Origin of the sequence: Paenibacillus donghaensis (assembly GCF_002192415.1) — a bacterium.
Classification (GTDB): domain Bacteria; phylum Bacillota; class Bacilli; order Paenibacillales; family Paenibacillaceae; genus Paenibacillus_AQ; species Paenibacillus_AQ donghaensis.
Map to the genome: position 1 here is coordinate 6,193,808 of NZ_CP021780.1, position 14,071 is coordinate 6,207,878.

The following is a 14,071-nucleotide window of genomic DNA, read 5'->3' on the forward strand; positions in this document are numbered from 1 at the left end:
TTAATACGTTTCAAGAGAAAACTACCTATATAAACACATTAATATACCCAAATAAAGGATACCCAATCGGGTGCCCTTTATTTAGGTCACTTCTCAAAACTTATTCTAAACTTCCATTCTAGATTATTTCAGGTAAGTACTCACTAAGCTCTAGTGGTTTCTTGTTTTTCATAAAAATGCTGATTGAAACAGAATGCGCTGTTCTTGGATTTCCTCCAATGATAAATAATATGGGTTCTGGACAGTTCATTGACTTATTATTAGAAATTGAGCTCATTTGTTTAGAATCAATTATGCTCATTTTACTCGATGCGAATGGATGAAAATGCCACTCTCCCACATAATATGCCTTCTCTAACTTCCATAGAGTATTAAGCCAATCTTTGAGACCATGAACTCCTCTATAAAATCTAGTTCTTGATTGTTTCGAATCAATAGGGGCAGCACTGCTCTTTATTATAACAGCCCTATTCAACGCATCATCATAGTAGCCGGCCAGAATACCACCTGTTTCTAACTCTCCACTTAAGGTACATTGCGCTAACATAAACGCTAATACATCGTCACTAAATTCAACCTCAAGAGTACTTCTACTATCTTTATATCTATGAACAAGCATTAAAACACCTCTCGTTGCTTTAGTAAGACACCAGCTGGTAATCCCTCTAAATGTTGTTGTTCATAAACAGCAAATATGTTGGGTCCAAATGGTTGAAGCCACCATGCTTCAATTTCTTTTATCGCTAGTCCTGCCATCATCCAAATGTCATCTGAGCGAGCAGGAAACAAAGGATGGTAACATCCTATCCCATCTCTAGGTAAGATGATGTCTTTATTCTCTTCTCGCTCCAATTCAATCCACGGCCTGAGAAAGTTATAGAAAGACTGAGCAGGAAATGGATGTTTATTGGATAAAAAAACAAACATTCTTTTAGCTCCGAATCCTAGTGACACTGAAACAAATCTTTTCGGAAGTGTCCAGTCAAAGGAATATAAATAGTCAACAACTGCGTCGCTTCCTGTAGTATCAATAATGACGTCCTGACTCTCTAATATATCTACTTCATCTTCACTCAAATTAGGAAAAGCACTGTTTATGGCTCCGGACCAGGTGTGTACATTATTGTAATTGATTCTATGCGATAATGCTTCAGCTTTATTCATGGATAAGTGATTAATACCAAGCGTATGTCGAGATAAATTACCAACTTTTAAAATATCATTGTCACAAACAATTATTTTAGAAATGCCTGTACGAGAAAGTAGTTCCCCGATGGCTGAACCAAGAGCGCCCGCGCCGATTAAAAACACACTATCATGATGTACTTTTTCATTTAAACTCCCACGACTAAGCACTGATTCTTTACTCCAGTTCTCTGTACGAACATACCTTAAGCTTTTTTCTGGATGTAAATGGTTTATGCGATCTCGTTGAAAATAGAAGTCATTTGCTCTTCTGAATCCTGTAATCTTATTTACCTTTTTAGTTAATTTCGCTATTTCAATACTTATCCAATGAACAATTGCATTTATTCCTCCGACCAATTGGGGAATTTGAAATCCAATCAATAGGTAATTCTGTTGTTCCTGTTCTCTGAAGACATGCATGTGCCCATATATTTCTCGCCAGATATCAAAATGATGTTTCTTACAAATAGCTTCTAATTCCTTTATTGTTTTAGGATAAGTCCAAGGATGGGAAATGGGCAAGAACGGAAGCAAAACCCATACCCCGTAATGAAGAATGGGTTCAACGCTAGCTCCGATAAGTTTCCCCCAGCTATATGTTTGAATGACATTTGACTTCCTATCATAAAAATCCGAAACAAATAAAGTGTTCTTATATTCTGGTATCTCTTTAAGAGATACCAACCCGGATCTAATTTTCATTCCACTCCACTGTATAAGATGCTTTTGTTCTTCTGCGAAGGCAATGAACTGTTCTCCGTCATAATATAAATGTGGCAATTCGAAATAATCTCCGGAGTTCACCAAAGAATTGTTTGAAGCAGCAAGCACCCACTTTTTTAATCGCTCAACATGCCATGAAATACGTTGATCTGAATCCATCTGTTCCTCAGTATCTGATAATAACTCAAGCTGACCATTATCCCAATCGGTACATATTTTTCCTAATCGCCAAGGGAAATGCTCTACCATTTTGTTTTCATTCATGTGCTGATAGGTTTGAGTAATACTATTTACTTTGTCGGGGTATATACCAATAGACCCTCTCGGATAAAGAGGATCTATTAACATATACCAATTCGTGGTATGGGGGATAGATCGTTCATCTACCCCTGATACATTTATACTAAACCGAAAAATCCAATTTTTAAAATTTTCAGACCAATAAAGGTCTTGGAGTTGCTGATATCCTTCAACAATTTCTAACTGGGTACACCCAACTATTATGCTTTCAGGTATTGAAGGATTATCCAAACCGTCCACCTACAATATCTGAACTAGTTGGGTTTTCTCTTTTTGAAAAGACTCCAGAACTACTCTGATTATTAGTTGTAGCCTCAGATGTAGGAAATTTCGAACCAAAGAGTTTGTTCCATTCTTCAGCACTTTCTTTAACAGTGGTGGCATCTGAAGCTTTTCTAGCAATTTCTGCAGCCTTTTTAACCAACTCATAAAACTCATTGTATTCTTCATCGGTAACTCTACCCATTACATCATGTTCCGGTACACCGTGATCTGCCATAACCGGCTTTGTTGAATAGTCATTCACTATGCCCTCCAAGACTTCAGTTACACCTTGACCAACGCTTTGTATTCCATCTGGGCAACATAAACCAATGAGATGCTCCAGTGGATATCCCTTAGGATGTTTTGGCACATTGTTTATTCTTCTCCACCACTTTAGTGCCTTAACTACGTTGACGTAATGCCGGTTACATGATTTATTTTTGTCTTGTGTCCATTTAATTTGTGCCAGAGGATCTGTTTGCTTCCATTCCTCCGCCTCCCTATCAGGAATCCAAAGAGGAACTGTTTTCCATTCCGGTTCATTAGCATTCGAATATGTTTTGAAAATAGAGCTTGCTTCTATAGTTTCATTTAAAACTTCCCATGATCCCTTTAAGGACCATGTTTCAATATCTTCCAGTGCTCGCATATCAGTAACACTAGCTGACTCCAGGATACCTTCTTCACTCTCTGAAGGGGCAGCTGTTATAACTACATCTAAGTCTACATAACTCAAAGAAATCCCTATTGAACGACCCTGAATCTGATACTTCCCCTCATAGTGTTTCTCCATAAATGGTTCGAAAACTTTAATAGCATCTTCTGGATTACTGTATTCCTCCATGCTCAACTTAGTCACCACAATGACATCGACATCCGAACGACTTTCCCCTTTTGGCCGAACAGCCGTAGATCTTCGGTAACTTCCTTGCAGGAATGTACTTACAATAATCTTAGACATATCTTCGTCTTCATTTAATCTTTTTCTTAACGTGGTATGCCCTTTGATTAGATCATCGACTTGATTATCAGTTAAACGAATTTCTTTAAGGAATCTGGCAAAGTAAGTAGGAATATTCACAGTAATACCTCCGAATTTTTAGAGTGGTAATATAAGCGAAGGTGAATATGATCCATCGCCAGAGAAGTCATGTTCGTACAAAATGATCTCTGGGATATTGGCTGCTTGTTGAGCAAGAAAAAAAACAAAACCACCAGGAGCAGCAAAGAAAAAATGAACCTTTCCTTTTCTCTGTTTCGGATTGCGCCTGTCTAAAATCCGGATGACCTGTCCTGCTAATAACCAGGCATGTGTACCATCTTGAATTGCCTTAGTGCCCTCTAAAGGTAAACAAAAATGATAAAATGATTTTATTGATAATTCTTTCTCCTCAATGTACCACTCAACATGAGATCTAACATTCCGAGTTATACTGATGGCAACAACTGTATCTCCTTCAAGCAGAGAGTTATCTGTGTACTCTTCATTGAACATTGGGTACGCTGGAGTTATTTCATAATGTACATCCGGAATCCATGCAATTAATCCATCTCCACGCTGAACAGGAAATACCTTGACGCCTGATTTTGGATTAAGGATTAAACCTGCAGCAAATGTTATAGAAAGATGTGTATTGAATTGAATAAGGTATGCATTACCTGGAGAAAAGACTTTTTTGGTGAACTCTACTAATCTAGCGTAAATATCCCCATTCCAACTTTTTTCTGATTTAAGCAATCGTCCATCGAAGTGGTCACTAAGACATAATAGATGGTTTGTTTCTTCCTCCAGAGTTTCCGTATACGGAAGAAAACTGCGAATTCCTACAGGAATATCATCTTTAAATAATAGCGGTTGGCCTGTATACAATCGTTCTGCGCGGCAGAGCTTTAAAAAGGACTCTTTATTAAAGCGTTTACTTCCCTTACTTGCACAGTTTACTATCAAATCATTATAAGGATTTACAAGGACCTTAAAATCAAGGGGTTTAAGTCCTGCAAGCATTAATTTAGAATTGAGTTGTTCCTTGATTAACATAGAAATACCCGGTTTACTATGTTGAATGCGAATACTGCTTAAAACAACACGTAGTTCGGCCTCATTATCTAGCTTTAGATGTTGCATCATAGATTTTCGAGCTAAGGCCATTTTAGTCCTTTGTCTTCCATCAAATAACACATTCAATTGTAGTTTGTTATGATGATTGTCCAATAAAACTTCTAGTGGATCGCCTTTTTTAATGTTCCAGGGTGTAATTAAATGAAATCGAGCTTTAGTGTACCCTTGTTTCAAAGCATCGTGCACGCGATTTAAGAAGGAGTGTGTAGAGGCATTAATAAATGAAGGATCAATGAGGTCCAATAATTCTATCTGTTGCGAATTCTTAACATGATATTTCACCTGATAAAAGTCCATCGTAATTTCATCATCGATGCTGTAATCCCCCCTAATAGGTTCAATATATTCAACTACAACATCGTCGAGAGATTTAATACGATCATCCTCATATGATACTTCCTTAATATTGGTATCATTATGGAGCAACTCAGAAGCAAATATCCAAAAATACAGATTCTGATACGTCAAACCAGCATTAATTGCATCAATTGCTTTCCCCATATATCACAGTCCTATAAGTAAATTAAAGAACTTATGTTCCCTTAATTATTATCTCACAACAACCTTCTATATTCAACTATCCAATCACTTTCCCTGGTTTTGCAGCAAAGGAAACAGTGTATGTACATAGCCAAAAGAGTGCTGTGAAAAAGGTCTTGCCGTGCCTTTGCTGACATCTGCTGCGACTCCCTTGCTGATTTTTAATACCCTGTCCGCTAATTTAAGTATTCCAGTGAAGATTTGACCGTAGCTTCTTAAATGCGAATTTAGATCCTGGATGTGGTATTCTCTAGGTTATTGCCGGACTAAAGGATACTGAACATGTTCTGGATCTCGAGAACCGGAACTGATTCAACTGCTTCCTCGTCTCCCGACAGGTAGGAGCAAGGCTAGACTATGTTAGCGTACAAGGGATAACACCACCAAAAAACAAGCATTCATATTTATGAAAATAATTGTTTTATTTGCACCGAATTACCCTCAAAGGATTGCCTCTCACTCAGTGAGCTTTTCTCGTAATCGGTATCTTCCAGTAACGGGCGACCAATGGCAATAATATCAGCCAAGCGATTCAAGGATACGGTCCGCTAAATTACGAATTTGAATATTCCCTACAGGTATAAAAGGTATTTGTACATGCTTTTTAATGAATGCTACGCGAGGTGCTTGATAAGTGTCATATATATCTTGTGGTCTCACAGGGGTTATCCCCCGCCTCTTAATACATGGATAGCATTTTCATCGGTTTCTAACCCCGAAGAATGTGCGCTAACTCTTCCGGATATAACCCGTCCTCCTTATAATCTGTTGTAGATACACGTACCATTACCAGATATTGATTTCCTACATCTTCACGAATGGCAAAAAGGATCTTCAGGGGACTCTCGAAAGCTTGATCGTGTTGGCGACGCTATGGGTTATAAATAAAGAATAATATTATTACTGGTACAGAGCAATCATTCTTCATAAATTGCAAAAGATCTGAATAATACTAACCTTTAAATAAAACAAAGAATGTAACTCAAACGAGTATATAGTCTTTTTTTAAAGCATCATTTGGTAGATGGTTATATATTAAATTAGTCAATATTCATTGGCATTACTACTCATATTAAAAATTATTTACTCTCTTTCTTTAAAGTTAACACTCTTTCGAAATGTATATAACTTTGCTTGGTCATATCAAAAAGATAAATACTTGTAGGATAATGGGAATTTTCATCTTCAGAAAGAACAAGTTGTGTGGCTGATATTGCATATAAAACATGTAAATATCGCTCTTCTATTTTTTCAGGAGTCGGAGATAATACGTAACTCCAACATCTTCTTTTAAAGCCTTATAAGTAAAGTTGTGCTTTCATTAAAAGATACGTAATCATAAAAAACACAATAATACATGAAATAAGATCCCAATAATATGCTCCATTTTTCACACCCGAATTAAAGTAGGATTCGTTTAAAAAGTATGCATAAATAATAAGATTTAGAAAAACCATACCTATGGTTATATATTCAACTTTTTTCTCAGAGTAATTGATTTCGTTACCTGTCTTTTTTTCTTTTTGTTTTTTTGATATACAGGTACAACCAATGATTATTAACTATAAATGAGCAAATTCGCTTCCAGTAAACTGTAAAATCAAAAAGAATAGAGACAAAGTGCTCTCCTTGTGTTAAAAAGTAGTCACCACAACACACTTTTTAGCCGAAGGAGAACTCACAATGTCCCATACCGCCATCGTACCTGATCATCAAATGCTTCGCAACTATTTATTGCAGCACCGGTTGCCTTTATATTTCTCTAAACCCGTGATGAATCATATCCTATCTTACATGGCAGCAGCAACGTCCAAAGGATTTCGGGGTAAGGTCGTAGATCTAGCCGATTATAGCCCGTGTCACCGCACTGCTCTCGGGCACTTTTTGACTCACGGGCACTGGGACGAAAGGATTCTTCAACATAAAGTGAAGCAAGAATCTATTCGTCATGTACTCCGCGAGTCCACACAAACGGCGGAGCCTCTATTTGTGATTCATGATGATTCGATTTGCAAGAAGACCAAGCCTTCGTCACAGGCCAAGTCTCCCATCGAACAGACTGGATATCATCATTCGCATCTCGAAGGTAAAACCGTCTGGGGCCATCAGGTTCAGGCCACTATCGTACAATGTGGTGCAGCGGCATTGATTCATTCTATAGATCTATACGACAGAAAAAAAGTTCATCCGGATGGCTCCGTCTATACTAAAATCGATCATGTGTGTGACATGGCTGCGACGATGCCTTTGCCTCCATATGGGGGATATGCGCTTGTCGATTCCTGGTTTACTTGCTCCCGGATCATTGACAGCTACGCGACTGCAGGATACCACCTGATTGGCGCTTTAAAAACCAATCGTATTCTCTATCCGCAAGGCATCCGGATCTCGGTTCAGCATTTTGCCGCGCATGTGTCCAAAAAAGACGTTCACCTCGTGACCGTGAATGGTTCTTCGTACTGGACGTACCGATATGAGGGAGCCTTAAACGACATCCCGAATGCAGTCGTACTTCTCTGTTGGCCTGAGCAAGCCTTTGGTCAGCCGAAAGCTTTACGCGCCTTTTTGTGCACGAATGTGTCTTTAGAGACAGAGACGATTTGTACGTATTACAGCAAAAGATGGCCGATTGAAATCTTCTTTAGACAATCCAAAGGTAATTTAGGATTCGAGACGTATCAAGTTCGCTCGGCCACTGCGTTTATTCGTCTATGGGCACTACTCGCCTGGACACATTTGTTCTGTACCGTGGGGCTTGAACAGCCTTGTTCCTTTGGCGATGGGCTACGCACCGTTCGCAAGCAAGTCAAACAAGATATCGCCCAGTTTATCTATGACTGCGGCCGAAAGAACATTCCTTTTCAAGTGATTCAAAAACGATTAAAATTAGCATGATCTTTGATTTGGAATTTTTTGTATCCGTTTTTGCTCATTTATAGTTATTAACGCAATAATATATACAAGTAAAAGGATGCCTATCGCAAAATCCGTATATCTAAGTTCTTTGACTTGATTCATAAGGAACGCGAATAACACTCCATACCCAATGAATAGAGCAATTAGAAGTATAAATGCACCGAGGAGGAAAAGGAAGAACCGGTACAGTAGCCGCAGGTATCTTACTTACTCTAGGGCTAAATGACACATTTGACGAAGCCACCGTGATCCAAATGGCCATGAAAGCCGCAATTCCTCGTAAGTTTTTGAAAAAACAACTTTTTTGCTTTGATGGTAAGCTGTCAGTGGTAGCTCGGATTGCTTGCTCAAAGCGTCTTTCTTGCGATGGTCTTCTTTCTTTTTTGCTTCCCTGATTCTATATTTTTTTCAATTTTGCTGTAAATTTGTCGCTTACAAGAGGGAAATAAAGGACAGAGATAGAACTACATTGATGGGGAACAGAACCATAAGAGCTGCAATATGGTTTTTTGTCTATTCAGGCTGACTAGATGAGGGGTGACATGATGACCGTTGAAATCGCAGGAGTTCGAGGCTATGAGTACCAGTATCTTGTTTCTGCTTATGTGGCGCTGAAGCTGCTAGATCAAGAAAACGTTGGCATCTATATCGAATGTGCGGATGGTGAAGATTCGCGGATTACTTTTCAGGCCGCGGGCGAGCCTTATATTTTGGACGTGCAAGTGAAGGATCGCTCCGCTCAAATTGATTTAGCGGAGTTTTCGAGTTGGATTAGCCATTTTGACAAGTATAGCGGGGAAATGAACTTGCTGGAGAAATTAAAGCAAGACGCCAATCGCTTTGTATTATTTATAACGAATGCCCGCTGCCAGGACGACGTGAGCCTCTTTGTAGATTCCAATGAGGTTTATTTGCCGTTAACGGCAGGGATGGGCAACGACTTATTGGATCGGGTCAAAACAAATGTGTTGGCTCACTACACAGATGCAACTCCTGCTGGGCAGGGACGTCGGCGTTTTTTGCAGCAGTTTTTTAGAGATAACTCAAAAAATCAGCTTAGGAAGATTTTGAAAAAGAACCGCGTCTGGGAGTCTATGGACTGGGATACTGTTTATGAACGGCTAGCACGGTTGCTCAATAGAAAATACGCCGTTCCGCAAAGCAAAACAGATGACGTCATTAGCAAGCTGGATGAGCTAGTTCGGCAAGGACGCGATTCCGGGCAATCCATCATGGAGGATGTTGTTAGACTGCTTGCTGCTTACAACGGCAATCGAATATTCCCCTATGATGAGAAGCTCGTGCCGCGCGCCGAAATGTCCCTCTGCAGTGAAGTTTTAGAAGCTTCCCATGTGCTGCTGTTGACAGGGGTATCCTTCTGTGGCAAAACGTATTTGGCGAAGGAGATTGCCCAACGTTATCAGGAGTCTGGCTTTAGAGTGAAAATAACAAGTGAGCTAGATGGGGATAGCGGTGCGCTCGCTTTTTTGCGGCATGTGAGCCATGAGGAGAGGCTGCTTGTACTGGAAGACCCGTTTGGCTCGATGACGGCTCATGCACAAAGGGCCGAGCTTATTGCAAAAGTGGAACGGCTGCTGGACGCCTGCGGCCCATATCGCAAACTGATCGTGACAACCCGCAGCGATATTTTGCTTCATGCTTTGCGTCGCGACACGATTGCGGAATGCCACATGAAGGCACATATATGGCATGATTTGACGTCTAATGAAGTTGCAACCGGAGAGAAAATTTGGAGTCGCTATTATGGTGAGTCGGATCCATCTAAGGTATTGTTTAAGCGGCTGCAGGACTGGTTGGAGCGTTATGAACGTACGAGCGTCTTGCAACCGGGACAAATCGTGCACCTCTATTATGCGCAGCCTGATCTGGGTGTGCTGGAGCAATGGGATGAGTCGGCAATCGTTAATGAAGCACGGATCGACTCTAATCGCTTGGCACGGCAAATTGACGAGCAGGGACAGTACAGCAAGCATGTGTTTATAGCGCTTGGTTTAAGCTGCAACACCTATCGAGCGGTCAAGCTCGACGATTTGGCGTTTCTGTTAAGTGAATCGACGGAGGAGCCAGCGCTTAACTCCCAGTATGACGAGCCGGTTTCTTATCATATCGGGGGCAAAGTAGCGGAGACGCCGCCATATCCAGCCTACCAGGCAGCGTATGAGATTACGGGCGACGATAGGGCAGCGCTTCGAGATTTACGCGACCGCGGCTATATCAAAGTTGATTCGTTTTATAAAACGATTGTGTTTACCCATCCGATTTACTACCACGCGAGCAAAATCTTATTCCAAACGAATCTGGAAGACGTTTTTGCCGACAAGGATAGCAACTTCCGCTTGTTAGGTCGAAGTTTGGCTTCACCATCTAAAGACGGAAACCTATGCGCGCTTATGATGGCAGAGTGGCAGTATGCCGAGACACAAGATGCCACGCTTAAACAGCGAATCAAGGTATTACTTCTAAGAAGTCTACATTCGTTGTTTCCGTCTGTGAAGGATCGGGTCATTATGTATTTCAATAGTCGGCTGGATGAGCTGAACGATCAGGAGCAGAAGGCGTTTGTGCGTGCTGTAAAAATTCAAAACTCGATGAACGACGATGATATTTTGTGGCATAAGGGCGAGCCGTATTTTAATACAGCAACGGAGCGTCGGTCCAGTTTCGACTGGCTGGACTGGGATGAGGACAGACATGCAGCAAGTCTGCAAAAATTGGCGGCAAGCGAGCTACTTACTGCTGAAGAAATACGGGATATGCTAGCAGTTCGCGTTGCAGACAAAATGGAGCCTGCGGATCTGCTGCACGTTATTCGGCTGGCGCTAGCTTATGATGAAAGCTTTATTCGAGCGAAAGCGGTGAAACTGCTGTTTCAACAGTTCGCTTATACGTTCGAGGATATTGCAGGCTACTTGGAGCCGCAAGAGCATCCGGACTATATTTATAAGCTGTTTCGCGGCGCTTTGTCCAGTTGGAGCAGCTATAAACCACAAGCGAAGTCTGCGATTTTAGATTATGTTCGGAAATCGCTGTCAATTATGTCCGTTGCGCTGCGCTCCAAACGTTTTTTGGAATATTTCGAGGATCAGTATGCGCGGGATGGCCTAGATTGGGATAAACTCACAGACGAGGAGGCCCGAGAGCTATGGCTTGTTTGGTACGATGTGTTTATTGCGCTACTAAACCATTTTCCGTCCCAATATATCCGGATGAATGAAGCTCATATGGTGAAAGCAGCGAGAGAGTCACTCGCTCATGTTGATGATTTGGAGCGGATTGTCCAATTGGCGAGCTCTTGGCATCGTTGGCTGCATCATTATAGCGAGCATCATTTGCCGGAGGATTATGGCATGAATGTTGCGGATTATTTGCTGAAAGGAACAGGACAGGCTGCTGACGTTAGAGCAGAACTATTTCAAGAACTGCTTTCAGTCCGGCAAACTAGTCTGCTCACGGTTACGATCGGCACATTGGTAGACCATTGGCCCTCGCTGTCAATTGGCGAACGGGCTGAGCTAATAGCGGTATTGCAAGCCAAGCGAGAGGATGTCCGGTGGCTGCGTGGAGTTGCGCTGAACCGCCGCATTGTTCCTGATGAAGTGCAAATTGCGATTGTGGGCGAGGTCTTATTTGGACAAGAGATTGGTGCTGTAGTGGATCGGCTGATGGCGGAAGGACTGCTAGAATGCTGCCTCAACGTCCATTGCGGTTACCCGCAGCCGTTATGGTGGAATGGCTATCATCATCATAACGAAAAGGTATGGAATCGTGTTATTGTGGAGGTTTTGGGGCGACCACCGGAGGGGCGATGCTTCGATATTGCATTGCGGGAGTTTATAGATGCGCTTTACTATAAAGATACGGACCGATTTCAAGACGGTATGGCCGTGTATACGAGACTGGTCGCTAATCTCGCTCAACGACAGAAGCTGTTTCGTCAGTTGCTGACCGTTACAGCAACAAACAACCAAAGCAATAAACAAATGTGGGATCTGCTGCTTGCCCATAGCTCCGAGGAGGAGCGACAGCAATTTTTCACGCTCATCGCAGAGAATATTGAAGCTGTGCAATACCAGTGTGATGATAGAAAAGATTTGTTGGAGCTATTTGAGAGGGATGTTGTATTTGGCCAGTTGTGCTCTAGACTGAGCATCGACCATAAGGTGGTAGATATTTGCTTCCAGTATATGAATTATGCTGAGCAGCAAGCAACGACCTCTCTTGCCGACGATGAGAAGCATGGACAACAGCTCGACAATTTTAAAACATTTATTAGCTTGGTATATGAGCATAATCCGCCGAGAATGACGTTAACAAACAGGATAGTTGGCAAAACGCTGCGCAAATTGCGTATTGCCGATGACGAAATTGATCGGCTGCTTGAAGCTAATCGACATCAGCTTATCGAGTCGGGCTCCGAGCAAGCGCGATCGTTTGAAGATCATTACGAGTTGGAGCATTGGGTGCTGTGATGGCGCAACGGCTGTTGTAGGAAGCGATAAGCTTACATTATACGCACAGCATACATCTCGTGAACGTGAACATTGCAGATTGGCGGCGGACAAAGCAAATTAAGCAGAAAACACAGCACAAGAACAATGGTAGCTTATCGCTAGTGCCCATCTTAAAAGTAGTTGGTAAAACGTAACAAAACCTCCCTTTAGAAGCTATTAAATTTAGTTTGCTTCTAAGGGGAGGTTTAATCTGCCTGCTGTATTAAACTAGCGTTTTCCGTTAGTTTAATACCTCCAATTTTCAAAAAAATATTTACTATTCTTATCTCGGCTAATTAGTACTTCAAGTACCAAACGACTAACATAACATTAATATACTTAATTGATTTTAGCGTTTTTTCTTATTTCCGGTAGTTTTTCTTCAATTTTTTCAAAAAACTCTGGAGAAATAACCCACCATTTTTCATCCCATGAATGTAGTTTGGTTTCTTCGCAAGTACATTTTACAATTTCAACCAAATCCATAGCACACTTCTTACTAAATCTATTGAAAATAGAGAAAATAACTAACAAATATCTTTTTCTTAATGAAGGATGTGTACTATCAAATTGAAATGGAGATTTTGTACTTGATATTGCCATATATATTATTGCTGAAGCTATTCCACTTAACTGCAATTCTTCATGCCCCTGATCAATTTTTTGCTTATAAAAATTTAGAAACTCTTTAATAAACAATACAGCACACTCATCCGCTTCAATTTCCATATCATGGTTAATCTGAGTATCGTCAGAATAACCACTATGTTCCAAATAACAATGACCAACTTCATGACCGATTATAAAACCTAAAGATACCTCGTAAATTTCGCTTAAAAGTATTGCGTAATTATCAAATAATTCTTCTCCGCCACTAGTTATAATATAATCCTCATACTCAAACAAGTATTTTTTAGAATACGGATCTTTAAATTTAAACAGTAATTTATTAAGCAAAGACTCATCAAAATCCTTACTTAATTTATCAAAATAGCCATATTTACGCATGAACTTTATGGTTATTATCTCATTTATCTGATCTAGTTGGTATGCTGTTGTGGCATCTATAATTACCAAACGAGATTTATCATAAAAAGGTATGTAAACATATGGCCTTGGTAACCTTCTCTCCATAGCAACATAACCAACATATATTGAACGAATGATTTCCCCTAATTTTTTATTCATTGTGTTAAGAAACACTAATTTAACAATAAAATCACATGTTAGATCATTGCTGAAGGGTAATGGATCATTATTAATAGCTTCTATTAAGGTACTAGTTTTTAGATGCTCAATTATTTCAGGACTAAGCAGATTGTTTTCGATAGCATCGCTTAATATTTTAGATTCTACATTAGCTGATTCACCTTTGAAAAAATTTGTAAAAAATACTTGTTTGGCAAATTGGTTTCTAAGTTCCACAATCATTCCCCCTTCTTATCTTATACATTTGTCATTAAGTAGTATGATATAAAAATTAACTTATTGTATCTATTCTGTCCGTTGC

7 protein-coding genes are annotated in these 14,071 nt (G+C 40.3%); 2 read left to right on the top strand and 5 right to left on the bottom strand.

Features of this window, described 5'->3' with window-relative positions; translation table 11 throughout:
• Positions 1-118: 118 nt before the first annotated feature.
• From B9T62_RS27980 to B9T62_RS27995, 4 genes are read right to left on the bottom strand one after another with little or no spacing between them, the layout of a single operon-like run.
• Positions 119-619, bottom strand: a complete 501-nt coding sequence (locus tag B9T62_RS27980) for a Mov34/MPN/PAD-1 family protein (RefSeq protein WP_087918270.1) — start codon at positions 617-619, stop codon at positions 119-121.
• Entirely contained in the window at positions 619-2,442 is a 1,824-nt protein-coding gene (locus tag B9T62_RS27985) for a ThiF family adenylyltransferase (protein ID WP_087918271.1), read from the bottom strand. The genes B9T62_RS27980 and B9T62_RS27985 overlap by 1 nt, the downstream gene beginning before the upstream one ends.
• Positions 2,435-3,556: an SMODS domain-containing nucleotidyltransferase gene (locus B9T62_RS27990; RefSeq protein ID WP_087918272.1), complete on the bottom strand. Its 1,122-nt coding sequence runs from the start codon at positions 3,554-3,556 to the stop codon at positions 2,435-2,437. The genes B9T62_RS27985 and B9T62_RS27990 overlap by 8 nt, the downstream gene beginning before the upstream one ends.
• An 18-nt stretch (positions 3,557-3,574) precedes the next feature.
• Entirely contained in the window at positions 3,575-5,095 is a 1,521-nt protein-coding gene (locus B9T62_RS27995; protein ID WP_087918273.1) for an SAVED domain-containing protein, read from the bottom strand.
• Between the two features lie 1,722 nt (positions 5,096-6,817).
• Here B9T62_RS27995 and B9T62_RS28000 point away from each other — a divergent pair.
• Together B9T62_RS28000 and B9T62_RS28005 are read left to right on the top strand one after the other, a co-directional pair.
• Complete coding sequence (locus B9T62_RS28000) at positions 6,818-8,029, top strand: IS701 family transposase (protein WP_087913645.1); 1,212 nt, start codon at positions 6,818-6,820, stop codon at positions 8,027-8,029.
• A gap of 563 nt (positions 8,030-8,592) precedes the next feature.
• Positions 8,593-12,540, top strand: a complete 3,948-nt coding sequence (locus tag B9T62_RS28005) for an nSTAND3 domain-containing NTPase (RefSeq protein WP_087918274.1) — start codon at positions 8,593-8,595, stop codon at positions 12,538-12,540.
• 360 nt (positions 12,541-12,900) lie between these two features.
• Here B9T62_RS28005 and B9T62_RS28010 read toward each other — a convergent pair whose 3' ends face one another.
• Positions 12,901-13,986 carry a phage exclusion protein Lit family protein gene (locus B9T62_RS28010; protein WP_157794042.1) on the bottom strand — a complete coding sequence of 362 codons (1,086 nt, stop codon included), beginning with the start codon at positions 13,984-13,986 and terminating at the stop codon, positions 12,901-12,903.
• Positions 13,987-14,071 lie beyond the last annotated feature (85 nt).